Raw genomic sequence first — 19,080 nt, 5'->3', positions numbered from 1 at the left:
TAACCCCTACCCCCAACTTTGGGGGCAGGGGAACAAGGCCCCGTAAGGATTTTCGGCTGTTTCTCCCCTCTCCCAAACTTGGGAGAGGGGCCGGGGGTGAGGGCCATGCAGAGTCATCGAACTCAGTTTGGCCAGATGGCTGTCACCTCGAAGCTCTGCCATACCGACGAGGTACTGAGCTGATGAATCTGGTTTAATGGCGATCGCCGCTCGGTGGCACAATAAACGAGCAGTTCGACCCAAGACCGCATGAAGGTTGTCTTCTTCGGCACCCCCAGCTTTGCACTCCCTACCCTACAAGCCCTCATCGATCGCCCAGAGTTCGACGTACAAGCCGTCATCTCTCAACCCGATCGCCCCAAAGGTCGCGGCAAAAAACTCCAACCCACCCCTGTCAAAGCGCTGGCCCGAGCGCACGATATCCCCGTGTGGCAACCGGAGCGGTTGAAACGGTCCCCCGAAATGCTTCGGGCTCTGGATGCTTTGAACGCAGATGTCTTTGTGGTTGTGGCCTACGGGCAGATCCTCTCCCCCCAAGTCTTAGCCATGCCTCGGCTGGGCTGCGTAAACGTACACGGTTCCCTGCTACCGGCCTATCGCGGTGCTGCACCGATTCAGTGGGCGATCGCCAATGGCGAAACCGAAACGGGCATCACCACTATATTGATGGATGCAGGCATGGATAAGGGCGATATGCTGCTCAAAACGGCTGTGCCCATTGACCCAAATTGCACTGCGCCGGAGCTGGCGGATACATTGGCTCCACTGGGGGCCGAACTGCTGGTGGAAACTCTGTTGAAATTAGAGGCTGGCGCATTGACTCCCGAACCGCAACAGGAGGAATTAGCTACCTACGCCCCCCTCTTACAAAAATCGGACTTTGCCATCGATTGGTCGCAAGCCGCGATCGCTCTCCACAATCAAATTCGAGCCTTTCACCCCAATTGCTTCTCAGATTTCGGCGGCCAGCGGTGCAAAATTCTGCGTTCCGAAGCTCCCCCTGAAGGAGATGCGATCGGGGTCGCCCCTCCGGGCACTGTACTGGACATTTTGAAAAACCAGGGCTTTAGCATCCAAACCGGCAGCGGCCCGCTGCTGCTCAAACAAGTTCAGTTGTCCGGTAAAAAAGCACAATCCGCTTGGGACTTTGCCAATGGAGTACGGTTACAACCCGGCCAACAGTTGGGTTCCTAACGGTAATCCCTACAGAGGCGATCGCTGCTTACCCCCATCCATCGGCGATAATGAATCTGTTGAAGGCGATTTCCTCGTTTGGGAGGTCTGAATGTATTTTCACTGGTCTTACATACTCGTGCTGATTGGTATGGGTCTGATGGCATGGGCCCAAGCCAATGTGCGCGGCACCTACGAGCGCTATGCCGAGCAGGCATCTAGCTTGGGCATGACTGGCGCACAAGTGGCACGGACGATCCTGGCGAAAATGGGCGTCAGCGATGTCAAAGTAGAGTCTGTCGCGGGACAACTCACCGACCACTACGATCCGTCGGCTAAGGCCGTCCGCCTCTCCGAAGGAATCTACAATTCCAGTTCGCTCTCTGCAGCGGCGATCGCCGCCCACGAATGCGGCCACGTTCTCCAAGATGTAGAGGGCTATCAGTTCATGAACTTTCGGGCCTCGATGGTGCCTGCCGCCAACTTAGGCTCTCAATTCGGTCCGATGTTGGTGTTGGGGGGCTTCTTCCTCAATATCGCCGGACTGATTAACGTCGGTATCGTCCTCTTCGCGGCGGCACTGCTGTTCCACGTTGTCACCTTGCCCGTCGAATTCGATGCCTCCAGCCGCGCCCTCAAACTGGTGGACCGCCTGGGAATTTTGCAAGGGGAAGAAAACAAAGGGGCGCGGGCAGTTCTCAATGCCGCCGCTTGGACCTATGTGGCAACGGCAGTATACGCGGGCCTGCAACTGCTGCAGTACATCATCATCGCTCGCGGACGCGACTGACGGAGTGACAAGTTCGGCCCGCTACCTAGCATTTCTGACTCTACGTCAGATGGATCGTCAAGATGCCTTTGCCAATATTGCGCTCGATCGCGTGCTGGCAAAAGCTCGGGCCCAAGAGGTCGATCGCCATCTCGCCACAGAGTTGGTCTACGGCATCGTTCGCCACCAACGCACCCTCGACAGCCTGATCGAACAATTCGGCCGCAGGTCTGCCTCCCAACAACCGCCAGCCCTGCGGCGAATTTTGCAAATTGGCTTTTATCAACTGCGATATCTCGATCGCATTCCGGCCTCGGCTGCCGTCAACACCACTGTCGAGCTGGCTCACCGCTGCCAGCTCGGTCGCCTCTCTAAGGTGGCTAATGGAATTTTGCGAACCTATTTGCGGACCCCAAAAGATAAGGTTTTGCCCCGCCACGACAATCCCGTCACCGATCTAGCCCTGCGTTACAGCTATCCAGATTGGCTGGTGGAGTTGTGGATCGATCGGCTCGGTGGCGAAGAAGCAGAAACGTTGTGCGCCTGGTTCAATCGTCCGCCCGCGATCGATCTGCGGGTGAATCGCTTGCAAACTAGCGTCGATCGAGTTCGAGCAGCGTTACAGTCGGTTAGTGTTGAGGCTCAACCTCTGGGAGACATTCCCGGATCGCTGCGGCTCAACGGTCATGTGGGGGCGATCGCCAACCTACCCGGATTTGCCGAAGGCCATTGGAGCGTACAGGATGCCAGTGCCCAGCAAGTGGCTCAACTCTTGAACCCGAAACCAGGAGAGATCGTTATCGATTGTTGTGCAGCTCCCGGCGGCAAAACCACTCACATCGCCGAATTAATGGGCGATCGCGGGACTGTTTGGGCTCTAGATCGTCATGCGGGCAGGCTCGAACGGGTGAATGTGAATGCTCGGCGCTTGCAGCTCAATTGCATTCAGACTCGCGCTGTCGATTTAGCTGCGGAGTCCCCTCTCCCGGACGAATTGCCGCAGGCGGGGAGTTGCGATCGCGTTCTCGTCGATGCCCCCTGTTCCGGTCTGGGTACTCTCCACCGCCATGCAGATGCTCGCTGGCGGCAGAAGCCAGAAAAGATTGCGGAACTGACGCAACTGCAAGCAAAAATCCTCGATCGCGCTGCAACTTGGGTCAAACCTAATGGCGCGATGGTCTATTCCACCTGCACCACCCATCCCGAGGAAAATCGACAGCAAGTCGAGCGATTTCTCAGCCACCATCCCGACTGGAGAATAGACCCCGCGGTCGAACCTCAACAAATTTGGCCCCACCGCAGCGATCGAGATGGCTTTTATATGGCCCGATTGTGCAAGCAATGAGACTAGATACCGAGGCGATCGAACACGGTATCCAAATGCTTCAGATGGCGCTTGGCGTCGAAGCAGGCGCCAATTTCCTCAGCGGAGAGATGCTCGGTCACTTCTTCATCCGCAAACACATTCGCCTTGAAGTCCCCGTCAGGCTGATTCCAGGCCGTATGGGCATTGCGCTGTACGATCGCGTAAGCTGCCTCGCGGGTCAGTCCCTTTTGAACTAAAGCCAATAACACCTGCTGGCTGAAAATCGCACCGCCATAGACATTGAGGTTGCGCAGCATATTGTCGGCGTGAACCTGCAGGTTCGCCATCAAACTTGTAAATTTTACCAGCATGTAATGGCATAAAATTGACGAGTCCGGCAGGATCGTTCGTTCCACCGAACTGTGGGAAATATCCCGCTCGTGCCACAAGGCCATATTCTCCACAGCAGAGACCGCATAGCCCCGCAATAATCGAGCTAAACCGGTCAATTGCTCCGATTTAATCGGATTGCGCTTGTGGGGCATGGCCGAAGAGCCCTTTTGCCCCTTGGCAAAAAATTCCTCAACTTCCAACACATCCGTTCGCTGCAGATTGCGAATTTCGACCGCAAACCGCTCGATAGATGCACCGATCGTGGCTAAAGTTTGCACGTATTCAGCATGCAGGTCGCGGGAAATCACTTGTGTCGAAGCTAGGTCGGGACGCAAACCCAAACGTTCGCAGGTGAGTTGCTCAATTTTTGGAGAAACATTGGCATAAGTACCCACAGCACCCGAGATTTTTCCGATCGCGACAGACTGCCGCAAGCGGCTGAGGCGATCGCGATGGCGCAAACATTCCGCCAGCCAGCCCGCCAACTTAAACCCAAACGTAATTGGCTCTGCATGAATGCCGTGGGTGCGGCCCACCATGAGGGTATAGCGATGTTCGCGAGCCCGTCCTCGAATTGCTGCAATGGCGTCATCCAAACAGGGCAGCAAAATCTCTAGAGAGGCAACTAACTGCAAGGATAGGGCTGTATCGATAACGTCAGAACTGGTTAAGCCGAGATGGATGTATCGTCCTGCATCCCCAACGGACTCGTTCACGTTAGTGAGGAAGGCGATCGTGTCGTGATGGACTTCTGCCTCAATTTCGAGGACGCGCTCGGTCGAAAAAGCTGCCTTGGCCTTAATTTCTTCAACGGCAGCGGCTGGAATCAACTGCAGCTCTGCCTGAGCCTCGCACACCGCGATTTCAACCTGCAGCCAAGTCTGAAATTTATACGTATCTGTCCAAAGCCGTCCCATTTCAGGCAAGGTGTAGCGTTCGATCAAGAGTTCTAGCCGCCAAGACAACTGAAATATTGTATCTGATGGGTGGAGCCTGCGAGCGAAAGAATTTTGCCCTCTCCATCCCGACTCCAATTTCTACGGCGAAAGACGGTTGCAGACACCAATAAATCCCGCTCAACCCCTGATGGCAGTGCCGATTCGCCCTTACCCTCAGCCATTTCTCCAGTCGGCAGTTCTGCTGTTGACTGAGCGGATCTCAGCTAAAAAGACCGATCTCGACGATACTATCTGCTGAGGTCTCTGTCCACGAGTTACGAGTCGGACCCCCTTCAATCCGATCGTTCTGGCTTAAGAAAATTATTTCAATTCATTGTGAAAATTTTGCCAAAACGCAACTAAGATCGACTATCTTAGAAAGAGAACGGTATTTTAAATTGATATGTCAGACATTCCAGAAGCCCCTCTAACCGGTAAAGCGTTGTTGCAAAAAGTGGAGTCCCTCTCTCATTTGAACAAACGCGAAACTGCCAAGCGATGCGGTTACATTACCCATACGAAGGATAATAAGCCGCGTGTCAACTTAACGGATTTCTACGATGCGGTGTTGGCCGCTAAAGGTATCGAGCTGACACCAGGGGTCGCCCGCGATCGTCGGGGTCGCGAACCGACGTATCGCGTCAGCGTCCATCGAAATGGCCAAATTATTATTGGCGCTGCCTACACACAAAAAATGAACCTCAAGCCTGGAGACGAGTTTGAGATTCAACTGGGTTACAAGCACATTCATCTCAAGCAGTTGACTGATGGCAAATCTGCTGAGGACTAGGCCGAGTTAGCTGCAAACTATCAATCTGGGGTTGGAGCGATCGCCCAATTAATGGGTATCTGAGGGGGTCTCCAGTCCCAGTTTTTCTCAGACAATCTTGAATATTGGCTCCACCATTCAGTTCGAGCTCGACCTCAATGACAATCATGAGTGCAATAGCTCTATTCTCAGGCGGGATTAGAGCCAAGGTCGGGCTGAGCTTTTCGATAGAATTGCAGCAATCGATCTCGGTAGGGCAAAATTTTTGTCTGGGCACAGTTGGCGGATATGGGCGTTAGTGGGATGGCTGCGTGTAACTTCTAAATCGATCTCCTGCTGGTGGGATAGGGGAATATTAACGGCCGAGGTATCGGTATCAGTCGCGAGTAAGGGCGGAACTTTGCGTGCAGTTACAACAGGTGGTGATTGCGTATAAGGAAGGCGATCGCAGAAGTAAAGGGGTCTGTCAAGATTGTGCGACTGCTTTGCGCAAGCGAGGGATTACGGTTTTAACGGCTCCTACGGGGTTATACCACAACCCTTACCCGGTTTTTTTAGAAGCCACCAACGATCCGATCGATCTGGCGATTGTGTTGGGAGGGGATGGGTCGACACTGGCGGCAGCCCGCTATCTCGCTCCCCACGACATTCCGATTTTGCCGATTAAAGTGGGAGGGCATTTAGGCTTTCTCGCCCAATCGGAACAAATTCTTCACGACAATCCCTGGGATCGAATTGCGGCAGATGATTTTCTCGCACAACTGCGTATCATGCTGCAGGCTCGCATTCTGGACCTCGATGGGCAACCGGAAAGCAATTGGTATCACTGCCTCAACGAAATCTGCGTCAAACCCACAGCTCAAGTCAGATTGCCATCTGCCATTTTCGAGATTGAAGTCGATCGAGAAATTCTGGATCAATATCACGGCGACGGCCTGATTGTTTCCACACCCACCGGCAGTACTTCCTACACTGTGGCGGCCAACGGCCCGATCGTGCATCCGTCCCTAGAAGCCATTAGCATTACTCCGATTTGTCCCCTGAGCCTGTCCAGTCGCCCCATCGTGATTGACAGTCATGCCTGCATCAAGATTTGGCCCCTGGCCGACCCAGAAGGGCTAACCCGCCTCTGGAATGATGGGGTGTTGGCTAGAGCGGTGAATCCCGGCCAACACGTCGAGGTGTGTCGAGCCGAGCGACCGGCGAATTTTATTGTGCTAGAGGACGATCCGTCCTTTTTCAGGACCCTGCGCGAGAAGCTACAGTGGGCTGGCAGTCGATTCCACGTGCCCAACACCAACCATCGTTCCACCGAATAGGGCTGCTATTGCACACCGGAGTCAGGTTAGGATTTATACAACTGGAAGGGGATTTTGACGGGACTGAAGGGACTCGAACCCTCGACCTCTGCCTTGACAGGGCAGCGTTCTAACCAGCTGAACTACAGCCCCTTCTTTTGCCAGGATTCTATTATGTTCACAACGCCGTACCTCTGTCAAACAAATGCACAGCCTTGCCCGACAAATCTCTGACCTCGTGCAAACCGCCCCCCAGCAAGGCATCCCTGTCTCGGCAATGGAGGCGATCGCCCAGATGCTGAGCGATATCGCTGCCGATTTAGAGCATCTAGAATATTTCATTCTGCGCGATCGCCAGAGTGGATGGTGGCAATGTTTGCTGCCAGTGGCGGCAGACAGCACGGAGACCATTGAGGAAGCCTGGGTAGTGGCCTTTGGCTATCGGTCTGACGCGGAAGACATGCTCGAGGTTCTGTCAGAACTAGGGGGACTGTCTGATGCTCCTCCCTTTCAGATCGAGGCAATCGACGTGTTGCAATTGCTGTTCTTGGGGCTGGGCTTGAAGCAGAGTGCGGGATTGATGGCGTGCGATCGCTCTGGGAATGCTCTCGATCTGCTGGCGGGACAGCCTGCGAAGGGAAAGACGATTCGGTGTGGAGAATTGCGATCGCAACTGCAACAGTGTTTGCGCCGCAGTCAGCGCGATCGGTCGCAACTGGCTTAACGAATCTGCAAGATCCCTCAATCCACCATTGCCAACAAAAAGAGTGGGACTTTCATCCCACTCAGGTGGCAGTTCGAGCGCTAGCGAAGACGCGATCGCCAGAAAAACACTGCCGCGAACCTACATCTCGGTATCTGTTGCACTGGGAACGCCCACGAAGTCGGGATAAGCAACGTTGCCGTGCTCGCCCATATCCAGACCCGCCATTTCTTCCTCAGCCGTCACGCGCAAGCCAATCGTCACCCTGAGGATAAAGAACGCGAGCAGCATCGTGAGAAATGGCCAGAAGAAATAGGCCAGCGCACCCACAACTTGGGTGCCGAACTGGCTCCAACCAAAGTCATAGTTGCCATTGGTCAAAAAGGGCAAGCCACTAGCCAGCACTCCCCAAATGCCGCAGGTACCGTGGACGGAAACTGCGCCGACAGGATCGTCAACCTTCAAAACGGTTTCGATAAACAGAACCGATAGCACCACCAAGATGCCTGCAATAGAACCAATCACGAGGGCGCCAATGGGGCCGACGCTATCGCAAGGGGCTGTAATGCCCACCAATCCAGCCAGCATGCCATTACCTGCAAAGGTCATGTCCGGCTTCTTGAAAATGCTCCAGGAGGTAAACATCGCCCCGATCGCACCTGCCGCTGCCGCTAAAAAAGTATTCATAGCGATCCAGCCCATGTCGGGTATAGCAGAAGTCGTGGAGCCAGCATTGAATCCAATCCAACCCACGGTCAGAATGAAGATACCCAGCATTCCCAAGGGGAGGTTGTGGCCGGGAAGGGCGCGGGGTTCGCCAGTGGAGCTGTATTTACCAATTCGGGGTCCGAGCACGATCGCCCCTGCCAGAGCTGCTGCGCCGCCGACTAAATGCACGACACCAGAGCCTGCGTAGTCGATGTAACCGAGACCTTCGAGCCAGCCGCCAGAGCCGCCGTTGTAATCGCCAAACAGGCCATTCCAAGCCCAACCACCCGAGATCGGGTAGATGATGCCAGACAGCACGATAGAGTAAATCAGATAGGATGCAAACTTTGTCCGCTCGGCCATTGCGCCAGACACAATCGTGGCAGCAGTGGCGGCAAACACCATTTGAAAGACAAAAAATGTGAAGGGCCAAGCATCCGCATCGAAAGCAGTCTGCCAGGTGAAGGCAAACCAGCTACCGCCAATCAGACCGCTACTGGTCCCAAACATGAAGCCAAACCCGACGAACCAGAAGGCACAGGCCCCTAGCGAGAAGTCCATCAGGTTTTTCATCATGATGTTGGCGGCATTTTTAGAGCGGGTAAAGCCCGCCTCAACCATGGCAAAACCAGCCTGCATAAAGAAGACTAAGGTTGCCGCCACCACAGTCCACAGAATATTGGCGTTCGTTTGCACGACATCGGCAGTGATTTCGTCTTGTGCGAATGCTGGTGCCTGAGAGCAAGCCAGCCAAAACGCAGCGACTAGAGCGAGGGAGCCACCCACGGATAGAACCTTACGACGGAACAACTGCCCCAGCAGCGTTCGCGCCTCTTTACTGTCACTCATGCCAATTCAACCTTCCTAAGAAATGTATGTCATGGATTGCAAGCGACCCGCTGCTGCGATCGACGATGCTGAGAAGCAGCGATCGCCATCGCTAAACGAGCGAGTCTCGCACTAGAGGGCATCTCGATCGGCTTCTCCCGTTCGGATGCGAACGGTTCTTGCCACCGGAGAAATGAAGATTTTTCCATCTCCGATTTCGCCTGTGCGAGCCGCAGAGACAATTTTTTCGACTACGGTATCCACTAAGTCGTCTTCGACGACAACCTCAATTTTGAGTTTTTGTAAAAACTCGACGGTGTATTCCGAGCCTCGATAGCGCTCTGTTTGCCCTTTTTGGCGACCGAAACCACGGACTTCGCTCACGGTCATACCGACAATGCCGGCATTGACCAGTGCGATCTTGACTTCGTCGAGCTTGAAGGGTCGGACAATCGCTTCGATTTTTTTCACCTCACCTCCTATTAGGTATCGATGATTCCTGAAGTGCTGGTTTTTTCTATCACCGAGTCAGACAGGAAAAAGTATCGACGACTACGGTTGAGTCGGAGTACTTTTAGACTGCTCCATCTCCAGAGAAACCCTGACTCAGTCAGTGGTCTGAAGTACAGTTTGCTGCTCGATTGCGGATGATTGAGACTAAGAGTACTTCAAAACTGGGGATATAGCAGGCTGGAAAACTGGGGATGTAGCAGACAGGCCAGCGAGTCGGGCTGTCAACCTCAATAAATTCCGAGGCTCGGATGCGGGCCTGAGGAAGCACGACGGCGCTCAAATGGCGAAAAGCAAAGCTGTAGGGCTATGCCACAATGAGGGGGCAAAACAGTTTGCGGTCGGCGAGCCGACCGATCGAAATTTCTGTTTCAAAATGTTACAGAAATTGTTATACGGTGCGGATCGAAGGTGAAGTAGCGAAGGCTAGAGTGAATTGAGCAGGGCAATCGGCAGCTATTTTTGATTTTTGAGGAGACGAGTGAACTATGTCAGGCGTTTTGGCTGAATATCGAAAGCACACCGAGGCGCGTGCCCAACTCAATATTCCGCCGTTACCACTAGAAGCCGAGCAGGTCTCCGAGCTGTGCGAGTTGCTCCAGCAGCCGCCGGCAGGTGAAGCGGAGTATTTGCTGCATCTGTTGCGCGATCGCATTCCGCCTGGAGTGGACCCGGCAGCTTACGTGAAAGCTGCTTTCCTCACTTCTGTGGCCCGAGGGAAGCTGCAAAGTCCGCTGGTATCCCCCAAGCAGGCCACCGAGCTGTTGGGCACCATGCTGGGCGGCTACAACGTGCAGTCCCTCATCGACCTGCTTCAGTCCGACGCTGCCGAGTTAGCCGAGACAGCGGCGATCGCCCTGAGCAAAACTCTGTTGGTTTACGATGCCTTCCACGACGTCTTGGATTTAGCGGAAGCAGGCAATTCATACGCCCGACAAGTGGTGGATTCTTGGGCAAATGCAGAGTGGTTTACCAGCCGTCCTGCGGTACCGGAAGCGGTTACCATCACCGTCTTCAAGGTTCCTGGCGAGACGAACACCGACGACCTCTCCCCCGCCCCCCACGCCACCACCCGTCCCGACATCCCGCTCCACGCCACCGTCATGCTAGAGTCCCTGATGCCAGAGGCATTAGAGACGATTGCCGAGTTAAAGAAAAAAGGCCATCCAGTGGCCTATGTCGGGGACGTTGTGGGCACGGGCTCGTCGCGCAAATCCGCGATCAATTCCGTTTTGTGGCATTTAGGCAACGATATTCCCTGCGTGCCCAACAAGCGCGCGGGAGGATATATCCTAGGCGGCAAAATCGCCCCCATTTTCTTCAATACAGCAGAAGATTCTGGCGCATTGCCGATCGAGTGCGATGTCAGTCATTTAGAGACGGGGATAGTGGTAACTATTCATCCCTATGACGGCAAGATCGTGAATGAAGCGGGCGAAACCCTTTCCACATTTAGCCTCAAACCCGACACCATTTTGGACGAAGTGCGCTCGGGCGGTCGCATTCCGCTGCTGATCGGTCGCACGCTGACGGATAAGGTGCGCAAGGCATTGAGCTTGCCGTCCAGCGATGTCTTCGTTCGCCCCCAACTGCCCGGAGAGTCGAGTAAGGGCTTTACACTGGCGCAGAAAATGGTGGGCAAAGCCTGCGGTCTGCCGGGGGTGCGTCCCGGCACTGCCTGCGAGCCTTTAATGACGACGGTGGGCTCGCAAGATACGACCGGGCCAATGACGCGGGACGAGTTAAAGGAGTTGGCTTGTCTGGGCTTTAATGCCGATCTGGTGATGCAGAGTTTCTGCCACACGGCGGCCTATCCCAAGCCAGTGGATATCGAAACTCAGCACGAACTGCCGGACTTTTTCGCCTCTCGCGGCGGCGTCGTTTTGCGTCCGGGGGACGGCATCATTCACTCTTGGCTGAATCGCATGTTGCTACCCGATACGGTGGGGACGGGGGGCGATTCTCATACGCGCTTCCCGTTGGGCATTTCTTTCCCGGCGGGGTCGGGTTTGGTGGCGTTTGCAGGGGCGATCGGGGCCATGCCGCTGGATATGCCCGAGTCTGTATTGGTGAGGTTTAAGGGCGAGCTGCAGCCGGGAGTGACGCTGCGGGATATTGTCAATGCAATTCCCTATGTGGCGATTCAAAAGGGTTTGCTCACGGTGGAGAAGCAGAATAAGAAGAATGTCTTCTCCGGTCGCATTATGGAAATTGAGGGTCTGCCCGACTTGAAGGTGGAGCAGGCGTTTGAATTGACGGATGCCACTGCCGAGCGCTCTTGTGCGGGCTGTACGGTCAAGCTGAGTGTCGAGACGGTGGCAGAATATTTGAGATCGAATGTGGCGCTGCTGACCAACATGGTGGCGCGCGATTATCAAGATGCCCGCACGATTATGCGGCGGGTGGCCAAGATGCAGGAATGGCTGGCCAATCCGGTGTTGATGGAGGCCGATCGCGATGCGGAGTATGCCGAAATTATCGAGATTGACTTGAATGAAATCAAAGAGCCGATTGTGGCAGCCCCCAACGATCCCGATAACGTCAAGTTGCTATCGGAGGTGGAGAACGACCCGATTCAAGAGGTCTTTATCGGTTCTTGTATGACCAACATCGGTCACTATCGCGCTTCAGCCAAGGTGTTGGAAGATGCCGGACCCATTCAGGGGGTGCGCCTGTGGGTTTGTCCTCCCACCCGCATGGATGAGAAGCAGTTGCGAGAGGAAGGGGTCTACAGCGTGTTTGCTGCAGCCGGGGCTCGGACGGAGATGCCCGGATGTTCGCTCTGCATGGGAAATCAGGCTCGGGTTGAAGACAACACGACGGTAATGTCCACTTCGACGCGGAATTTCAATAACCGTATGGGGAAGGGGGCTCAGGTGTATTTAGGCTCGGCTGAGTTGGCGGCGGCTTGTGCGTTGTTGGGTCGCATCCCGACGGTGGCTGAGTATATGGAGATTGTGGCTGAGAAGATTAATCCGTTTGCGGGAGAGTTGTATCGCTATCTCAACTTCGACCAAATTGCCGGGTTTGAGGATGAGGGTCGGGTGATTCCGTTGGAGGAAATGCCCGATATTGACGTGATGCTGGGCATTAAATCTGCTACAGCTAATGCCTGACTCAAAAGCTTCTAACTCTTCCTCAAGGTTGAGCAGAAGTTAAGTGGGGATAGATGGAGTTTTGTTCTTTACCTTAGGTGTGAAGGTTCTTCTGGTTCTTGCCATTCTCGCGAGCTGCAGTAGCCTTAGCCTCCGATATAACCTGTCCCCCTTTACGTCCTAATTCAGACATCCATCTCTTCGTCCCAAAAATCCCAGCCATTAACTCTGGAACTCCTAAATCCACATCTAAAGCATCCCAATGCAAGCCATATCCTGATGGAGAAATTTCAACCTCTGCCAGTTGAGCTGCAGTTGCATCGCCCAGTCCTTGTAGAAGATGCCTGGGAAACCCAACAACAATTCCATTGGTTAATTCGATCGTAACGCGATCGGATTCGGAGCTATACCGAGCTACTCGAGCGCGAGGCTCGGTAGCATTGAGCTGTTTTCCTCGTTGTCGGGCCCGTTCGATTTCTGCAACCAAAGTGTCTGCAATCTCAATCTCAGTCATGAATCTCTTTCCATTTATTGAGGAGGAATAGCCGATTTTCAGTCACTAACTTCAAAGCTTTAATCGCATCTTTGTTGCTAATGCTGCCCAATACCGACACCAGAATAGGAGAATTTCTGCCCTCAGCTAGATCGATACGCACTTCTCCGCCTGCTCTGATGACATGAACGTGAGCCGGTAAGTGGTCGTTCGGGTAGATCGCCACTCGAAACCCGTCTATGCGTAAAACAGTTGGCATTCTTCACTCCTATTCGAAGAATAACCTAACCGTTGGGTTTTTGATGATTGAAAATATCGTCATACATCAAAATAGACAAGCCACCAGCAAACTACCGAACGCTGATGGAGGAGCAAGCAACGCGAAACCCAACATCGCTCCCCCTGTATCCCCCGTCAATTCTGGAGCGCATGGCAGAGCGACAGTCCTTCGGAAAGTAGTTCCAACACCCCCCCCGCAAAACCCGACTATTTCCGGGCACCCCTCCCTGCCACAGAGAACCATTAGCAGGAGCTCCCGAGTAGTTAATGTGCCAGCGATCGCCACACCATTCCCAGACATTGCCGTGCATCTCGTGCAGGCCAAATCGATTGGGGGGAAATTTGCCGACGTCACAGGTTTCTTGCGGGTAGTCGTCTTCCGTACAGTTAGGACTGTATTGGCGACTGCTGTGGCATTCGCGATTGAAATTGGCGAGGTCGTCGGTAATGTTAGGACCGAAGTGGAAGGGAGTTGTGGTTCCAGCCCGACAGGCATATTCCCATTCCGCTTCAGAGGGTAACCGATAGCGATCGCCCGTCAGTTGGGAAAGGCGATTGCAAAACTCCACCGCCTCCTGCCAATTCACCCGCTCCACCGGTCGGCGATCGCCTTTAAACTTGGCCGGGTCGGGCGGTAAGTCCAGTTTGACCCCCGGCAGAACCGCAACTGCCTGCCACTGTGCCTGAGTCACGGCGTAACGACCGCAATAGAAAGGTGCAACGCTCGCGGCGTGTAAGGGGGATTCGTCAATGTAGCGGCCCCGCTCTGACTCTGGCGAACCCATCTGAAACCGTCCGCCGGGAACGGACACCATTTCTAAATTGACGCCATTGCCCAAATGGACGATCGCCACTTCTGCGCTATGCTGCTGCCGCTGCACAATTTGGCCGCTGCCATCGACGGTCGTCACTTCAAACGCGATCGGTTGCCATCGCAATGCTGGCGATCGCAGAGGTTGGGGTTGGAGATTGCTGGGCTGAAAGGGAAAAACTGCCACTGTTGAAGGAACCTTCAACGGAAGAACGAATCCAGTCTACCCAAGCTCAAAACCCGGACCATCTGGCCTCATACGCAACAAAAACCCGCTCGACGATCGGGCTGGCCATAAATTTCAGTTTTGCAGAGTCAGTCTTTCAAGAACGCCCCCGGAAGGATTCGAACCTCCGACACCTTGGACCGGAACCAAGTGCTCTAGTCCACTGAGCTACGAGGGCCTGACAGCGGGATTGTAGCAAATCTCGACGGAGAGGGCTAGTGAGTCTTGCCCGATCGTTCCGGTGTGCCCCCGACCTCCCCCGGATCTGAAATGGCGTGGAAGCTTTTCTACATAAGGGCTTCACCCACCTAGACGTGATAGAATAAAGTACTCGATTTTGGCGTTCGATCCCTTTCCCTCAGCGGTCTTGAAAATGACCGACACCTTCAGTAACGAACAATCTCGATCGCCCCATCCCCCTAAGTCTGCGGAGTTTGCATGAGCGGAAATATTATCCCCACCGACCTGCGCAACGAAATGTCGCAGTCCTACCTCGAATACGCCATGAGCGTGATAGTAGGGCGAGCCTTACCGGATGCCAGGGATGGACTCAAGCCCGTACACCGCCGCATTCTCTTCGCCATGCACGAATTGGGCATGGCCCCCGATCGCCCCTATCGCAAATGCGCCCGCGTCGTGGGTGACGTGATTGGTAAATATCACCCCCACGGCGACACTGCCGTCTACGACGCGCTGGTCCGAATGGCGCAAGACTTTTCTATGCGCGAGCGACTGGTGGATGGCCACGGTAACTTCGGTTCGGTGGATAACGATCCTCCAGCAGCAATGCGATACACCGAATGTCGCTTAACGGCTTTCTCCCGCGACGGGTTGTTGCAAGATATCGAAGCCGATACCGTCGATTTTGGCGACAACTACGATGGGTCGCAGCAGGAACCGCTGGTGCTGCCCGCCCGCGTGCCCCAACTGCTGCTCAACGGATCGTCAGGGATCGCGGTGGGAATGGCCACCAACATCCCCCCCCACAACCTGAACGAAATCGTCAACGCCCTGGTGGCCTTAATCGAGAACCCCGAGCTGAGTAGCTTGGAATTGATGCAGTACGTTCCCGGCCCCGATTTCCCCACGGGCGGCCTAATTTTGGGCAAGCGCGGCATTCGCGATGCCTACACCAGCGGTCGCGGTTCGGTGACGATGCGGGGGGTAGCGACGGTCGAAACCTTCCGGCGGGGGCAGCAGGAGCGGGAGGCACTCGTGATTTCTGAGCTGCCCTATCAGACCAATAAGGCCTCGATGATCGAAAAGATTGCCGAGATGGTCAACGACAAGCGCTTGGAAGGCATCTCCGATATTCGGGACGAAAGCGATCGCGATGGCATGCGCGTCGTCATCGAGCTCAAGCGGGATGCCTATGCCCAGGTGGTGTTGAATAACCTCTACAAACAAACGCCCCTGCAGGCCAATTTTGGCGTCAATATGTTGGCGATTGTCGATGGCGAACCCCGCACGTTAAATCTGAAGGACAGCCTGCAGGTGTTCCTCGACTTCCGCGAAGAGGTCATCGAGCGCCGCACCCGATTCCAACTGCGCAAAGCAGAAGATCGCGACCATATTCTGATTGGTTTGTTGAGAGCGCTGTCGAATCTCGATCGGATCGTTGCTTTAATTCGCGCTGCCGCCGATGCCCCCACTGCACGGGCAGAATTGCAAGCGGAATTCGAGCTGTCGGAAGTGCAGGCGGATGCGATTTTGCAGATGCAACTGCGTCGCCTCACGGCTCTAGAAGCCGACAAGATTCAGGCAGAGCACGACGATTTGATCTTGAAGATTGCCGATCTGAAGGATATTTTGGCTCGCCGCGAGCGCATTCTCGGCATTATCGGGGACGAGCTAACTGCCATTCGCGACAAGTTCGGACAGGAGCGGGTCACCCAGATTTGCTTGGACGATGGCGATATTGACGATGCCGATCTGATTGAAAACCGCGAAATTATCGTGTTCGTGACCTCGCAGGGGTATGTGAAGCGATTGGATATCGAGGAATTTGAGGTGCAGGGGCGAGCCACGCGCGGCAAGTCGGGCACCCGCATGAAAGAAGACGATGCCGTGGAGCATTTCTTTGCCTGCCGCAGCCACGACACGATTCTGTTCTTCAGCGATCGCGGTGTGGCCTATCAGCGGCGGGGCTATCAACTGCCGAGGGGCAGTCGCAATGCTCGCGGTACTCCCCTGCTCCAGTTTTTGCCCATTGGCCAGGAGGAGAAGATCACCTCGCTGGTGCCGGTGAGCGAGTTTTCGGATGACGAATATCTGGTCATGCTGACTCGGGGAGGGTATGCCAAGAAGACGGCACTGTCGGCGTTTGCCAATGTCCGGTCGAACGGATTGATTGCTATTTCTCTAGAAGACGACGACGAGCTGCGCTGGGTGCGTCGGGCCAGACCGGAGGACGATCTGATTGTCGGTACGCAGCAGGGGATGGCGATTCGGTTTAACACCGGAGATCAATTGCGGCCTTTGGGGCGAGCCACGCGCGGCGTGCGGGCCATGACCCTGAATCCAGGAGATCTGTTGGTCAGTATGGACATCATTTGTGCGGAGGCGATCGCCTCTGCCGAGGTGGAAGAAGACGAAGCCTTTGCCGGACCTTGGGTGTTGCTGGTCACCAGTACTGGCTATGGCAAGCGCACGCCAATTAGTAGCTTCAGAGTGCAAAACCGGGGCGGCAAGGGACTGACGGCCACGAAGTTCCGCACCGCCGATCAGGAGCTCGTCGCGCTGCGGATTGTCAGTGGGGACGACGAGATGATGATTGTTACCAGTCGCGGCATTGTGATGCGACAGCGAGCTGGGGCGATCCCGACGCAGTCGCGCATGGGAACTGGGGTACGGGTGCAGCGGTTGGATAGTGATGATTCGCTGTGTGCGGTGACGATTGTGCCTGCGGCCATGATGGAGCCCGAGGAAGAGGAGGCTGATGGAGAAGCACTCGTTGATGGGGAGGCGACAGTTGATGCCGCCGATACTGCTCCCGAGGAAGCGATCGAGGAATAGGTGAATAGCCACTCCCTATTGTGTTTCTGTGTCTGCCGTTGCCAAACGGGCCAAGGTGGTTTGAGCGATCGCCTGCTCTGGGTCTAGTTGCAGTGCCCGTTCCAAATTAACGATCGCCGCCTCTGTTTGCCCTAGCCGAGCCAACACTATTCCATACCCCGCTAGAGCATCGGGGTGATTGGGGTTGAGGGCCAGCACCTGTTCGAAGGCAAGGCGAGCAGAGGCATAGTCTGCCAGACCTAGGTAAGCTAGCGCTTGGTTGTACCAGGCTAGGCTAGAAGACGGGTCCAGGGCGATCGCCTGCTTGGCTGAATCGAGCGCTCCTTGAAAGTTGTTGAGATGCCAGAGGGAGGCGCTGCGGTTGGCCAAAACTTCTGCATTGTCGGGAGCGCGTCCGTTGGCTTGGTTGTAAGTGGCCAGTGCCTCAGCGTAGTTGCCCTGAGATTGCAAAATGACGCCGCGATTGAACCAGGCGGGAATGTAGCTGTCATCGAGTCCAATCGCAGTGTTGGCGGCAGCGATCGCCTCTTCATGCCGGTTCAGTCGCCACAAGATGGCCGCCTGATTGCTCCATACCGCTGGATGATTGGGGGTCAGCCCCCTAGCCCGCTCGTTGGCTCCCAACGCCTCATCAAACTTCCCTTGCCCCACCAACGCCCTAGTCTGTTGATTCCACACCGCCACCAACCCCGCCCCGCCCCAATCGCCATCCCCCTGCAGCGATTGCTGACAGGCAGCCAAAGCCATTTCGTACTCCCCCAGTTGATTGAAGACTGTACAAATTTGCAGTTGTACCAACGACGATTTTGGCAACAGCGTGGCGGCCTGTTGGTACGCCACTAGGGCTTCGCGGTTGCGGTTCAACTGCTGAAGCGCCATCCCCTGTTGCTGGCGGGCCTTGCCGTTATCCGGTTGGAGCTCGAAGACTTTTTCAAAGGCGGCGATCGCTTCAATGTTGTGCCCCAAGTTGGCTCGGGCTAATCCCAGTTGGAAATAAGCATCTGCCGGCTCGATCGCCCCCAAGCGATCGTTACCGTTGAGGGCACTGGCACAGGTGACGATTGCCGCCTCGGATTCCCCTAAAATCACCAGGGATGTACAGCGACTGAGCAGAATTTGGGCGGCGTTGGGCTCCAAGCCCAAGGCGCGATCGTAGGTGGCTAAGGCCAACTCGTTTTGCCCCAACTGACTGAGAATTTCGCCGCGACGGTACCAGACCCGAACCGGAGCCACCGTTCCCCAATTGCGATCGACATCTAGAGCTAAATTGCAGGCATCCAGGGCTGCTTCGGTGGCATCCAGGGCTGCATAGGCTTCGCATTGATAGGCTAAAGCTTCTGAATGTTGGGGCTCGAAGGCAAACACCTGCTGAGTGGAGGCTACAGCCTCGGGATAGGATTTGAGGGCGAGCAAAATGCTGGCATGCTTGGCCCACAGGCTGGCGCTCGCGACGGGATCTGGCCCCGTTCTTCGGTTTGCAGTCTCCTGCAACAACACGATCGCCTGTTCGCAAGAGGCTTTGGCATTAGCGTAATCTCGGGCCTCAAACTGCAATTGGCAGAGGTTGACCCAATAGGTAAAGTCGGTGAGTTCGGAGAGCCCGCCGCTCTCCTCTTGCGCGATCGCCGACGGAGCTGCGAGCCCAATGGCGATCGCCCCCAACCAGCCTGCTACCCCTCTCGCAATCGTGCTGAACTTTGGCACAACTCGCCCCGACGCTTTGGCGGACCGCAATCACAAACCCACTCCAGCTCGATCGATGCGAT

Annotated in this window: 16 protein-coding genes and 2 tRNA genes; 8 read left to right on the top strand and 10 right to left on the bottom strand. The window is 55.2% G+C overall.

The window, feature by feature from the left end; all coding sequences use genetic code 11:
* Positions 1-122 precede the first annotated feature (122 nt).
* A complete protein-coding gene (locus tag SYN7336_RS32705) occupies positions 123-251 on the bottom strand; it encodes a hypothetical protein (RefSeq protein ID WP_255346674.1) in 129 nt (42 codons plus the stop codon).
* Here SYN7336_RS32705 and fmt point away from each other — a divergent pair.
* From fmt to SYN7336_RS14400, 3 genes are all read left to right on the top strand, one after another.
* Positions 250-1,194, top strand: a complete 945-nt coding sequence (gene fmt, locus SYN7336_RS14410; RefSeq protein WP_017326656.1) for a methionyl-tRNA formyltransferase — start codon at positions 250-252, stop codon at positions 1,192-1,194. The genes SYN7336_RS32705 and fmt overlap by 2 nt on opposite strands.
* Before the next feature lie 139 nt (positions 1,195-1,333).
* Positions 1,334-1,963: a zinc metallopeptidase gene (locus SYN7336_RS14405; RefSeq protein WP_369791859.1), complete on the top strand. Its 630-nt coding sequence runs from the start codon at positions 1,334-1,336 to the stop codon at positions 1,961-1,963.
* A 4-nt stretch (positions 1,964-1,967) separates the two neighbouring features.
* A complete protein-coding gene (locus SYN7336_RS14400) occupies positions 1,968-3,287 on the top strand; it encodes a 16S rRNA (cytosine(967)-C(5))-methyltransferase (protein ID WP_026101014.1) in 1,320 nt (439 codons plus the stop codon).
* Between the two features lie 2 nt (positions 3,288-3,289).
* Here the strand turns inward: SYN7336_RS14400 and purB are convergent, their stop codons facing one another.
* Complete coding sequence (purB, locus tag SYN7336_RS14395; protein WP_026101013.1) at positions 3,290-4,585, bottom strand: adenylosuccinate lyase; 1,296 nt, start codon at positions 4,583-4,585, stop codon at positions 3,290-3,292.
* 397 nt (positions 4,586-4,982) lie between these two features.
* Here purB and SYN7336_RS14390 point away from each other — a divergent pair, with 397 nt between their 5' ends.
* A complete protein-coding gene (locus tag SYN7336_RS14390) occupies positions 4,983-5,369 on the top strand; it encodes an AbrB family transcriptional regulator (protein WP_017326652.1) in 387 nt (128 codons plus the stop codon).
* Between the two features lie 383 nt (positions 5,370-5,752).
* On the top strand, positions 5,753-6,667 hold the full coding sequence (locus SYN7336_RS14385) for an NAD(+) kinase (RefSeq protein WP_017326651.1): 915 nt from the start codon (positions 5,753-5,755) through the stop codon (positions 6,665-6,667).
* Between the two features lie 58 nt (positions 6,668-6,725).
* On the opposite strand, the gene SYN7336_RS14380 is transcribed toward SYN7336_RS14385, so the two are convergent.
* A tRNA-Asp gene (locus SYN7336_RS14380) sits at positions 6,726-6,799 on the bottom strand.
* A gap of 52 nt (positions 6,800-6,851) precedes the next feature.
* On the opposite strand from SYN7336_RS14380, the gene SYN7336_RS14375 reads away from it, so the two are divergent.
* Entirely contained in the window at positions 6,852-7,370 is a 519-nt protein-coding gene (locus tag SYN7336_RS14375) for a hypothetical protein (protein ID WP_017326650.1), read from the top strand.
* A gap of 120 nt (positions 7,371-7,490) precedes the next feature.
* Here the strand turns inward: SYN7336_RS14375 and SYN7336_RS14370 are convergent, their stop codons facing one another.
* Both SYN7336_RS14370 and SYN7336_RS14365 read right to left on the bottom strand, forming a co-directional pair.
* Positions 7,491-8,906, bottom strand: a complete 1,416-nt coding sequence (locus SYN7336_RS14370; RefSeq protein WP_017326649.1) for an ammonium transporter — start codon at positions 8,904-8,906, stop codon at positions 7,491-7,493.
* A gap of 111 nt (positions 8,907-9,017) precedes the next feature.
* Entirely contained in the window at positions 9,018-9,356 is a 339-nt protein-coding gene (locus SYN7336_RS14365; protein ID WP_017326648.1) for a P-II family nitrogen regulator, read from the bottom strand.
* 527 nt (positions 9,357-9,883) lie between these two features.
* Between SYN7336_RS14365 and acnB the strand changes: the two genes are divergently transcribed.
* Positions 9,884-12,511: a bifunctional aconitate hydratase 2/2-methylisocitrate dehydratase gene (gene acnB, locus SYN7336_RS14360; protein WP_017326647.1), complete on the top strand. Its 2,628-nt coding sequence runs from the start codon at positions 9,884-9,886 to the stop codon at positions 12,509-12,511.
* Between the two features lie 73 nt (positions 12,512-12,584).
* Here acnB and SYN7336_RS14355 read toward each other — a convergent pair whose 3' ends face one another.
* The 4 genes from SYN7336_RS14355 to SYN7336_RS14340 form a co-directional block, all read right to left on the bottom strand.
* On the bottom strand, positions 12,585-13,004 hold the full coding sequence (locus tag SYN7336_RS14355; protein WP_017326646.1) for a DUF2442 domain-containing protein: 420 nt from the start codon (positions 13,002-13,004) through the stop codon (positions 12,585-12,587).
* Positions 12,997-13,242 carry a DUF4160 domain-containing protein gene (locus tag SYN7336_RS14350; protein ID WP_017326645.1) on the bottom strand — a complete coding sequence of 82 codons (246 nt, stop codon included), beginning with the start codon at positions 13,240-13,242 and terminating at the stop codon, positions 12,997-12,999. The genes SYN7336_RS14355 and SYN7336_RS14350 overlap by 8 nt, the downstream gene beginning before the upstream one ends.
* Positions 13,243-13,333: 91 nt before the next feature.
* On the bottom strand, positions 13,334-14,260 hold the full coding sequence (locus SYN7336_RS26005; protein WP_227498515.1) for a formylglycine-generating enzyme family protein: 927 nt from the start codon (positions 14,258-14,260) through the stop codon (positions 13,334-13,336).
* Positions 14,261-14,403: 143 nt separating this feature from the next.
* Positions 14,404-14,477, bottom strand: a tRNA-Arg gene (locus tag SYN7336_RS14340).
* Between the two features lie 260 nt (positions 14,478-14,737).
* Between SYN7336_RS14340 and gyrA the strand changes: the two genes are divergently transcribed.
* Positions 14,738-17,314 (top strand): DNA gyrase subunit A, encoded by a 2,577-nt coding sequence (gene gyrA / locus SYN7336_RS14335; RefSeq protein WP_017326643.1) that lies wholly within the window; start codon positions 14,738-14,740, stop codon positions 17,312-17,314.
* 15 nt (positions 17,315-17,329) lie between these two features.
* Here the strand turns inward: gyrA and SYN7336_RS14330 are convergent, their stop codons facing one another.
* On the bottom strand, positions 17,330-19,018 hold the full coding sequence (locus SYN7336_RS14330) for a tetratricopeptide repeat protein (protein ID WP_017326642.1): 1,689 nt from the start codon (positions 19,016-19,018) through the stop codon (positions 17,330-17,332).
* Positions 19,019-19,080: the final 62 nt, after the last annotated feature.

Origin of the sequence: Synechococcus sp. PCC 7336, assembly GCF_000332275.1 — a bacterium.
In the GTDB taxonomy this organism is placed as follows: Bacteria; Cyanobacteriota; Cyanobacteriia; order Thermostichales; family PCC-7336; genus PCC-7336.
This window is presented reverse-complemented; position numbering and strand designations above follow the sequence as displayed.

Coding starts and splice junctions, on each gene's coding strand:
- fmt (WP_017326656.1), top strand. CDS start 250: ATGAAGGTTGTCTTCTTCGGCACCCCCAGCTTTGCACTCCCTACCCTA.
- SYN7336_RS32705 (WP_255346674.1), bottom strand. CDS start 251: ATGCGGTCTTGGGTCGAACTGCTCGTTTATTGTGCCACCGAGCGGCGA.
- SYN7336_RS14405 (WP_369791859.1), top strand. CDS start 1,334: ATGGCATGGGCCCAAGCCAATGTGCGCGGCACCTACGAGCGCTATGCC.
- SYN7336_RS14390 (WP_017326652.1), top strand. CDS start 4,983: ATGTCAGACATTCCAGAAGCCCCTCTAACCGGTAAAGCGTTGTTGCAA.
- SYN7336_RS14375 (WP_017326650.1), top strand. CDS start 6,852: ATGCACAGCCTTGCCCGACAAATCTCTGACCTCGTGCAAACCGCCCCC.
- SYN7336_RS14370 (WP_017326649.1), bottom strand. CDS start 8,906: ATGAGTGACAGTAAAGAGGCGCGAACGCTGCTGGGGCAGTTGTTCCGT.
- acnB (WP_017326647.1), top strand. CDS start 9,884: ATGTCAGGCGTTTTGGCTGAATATCGAAAGCACACCGAGGCGCGTGCC.
- SYN7336_RS14355 (WP_017326646.1), bottom strand. CDS start 13,004: ATGACTGAGATTGAGATTGCAGACACTTTGGTTGCAGAAATCGAACGG.
- SYN7336_RS14350 (WP_017326645.1), bottom strand. CDS start 13,242: ATGCCAACTGTTTTACGCATAGACGGGTTTCGAGTGGCGATCTACCCG.
- gyrA (WP_017326643.1), top strand. CDS start 14,738: ATGAGCGGAAATATTATCCCCACCGACCTGCGCAACGAAATGTCGCAG.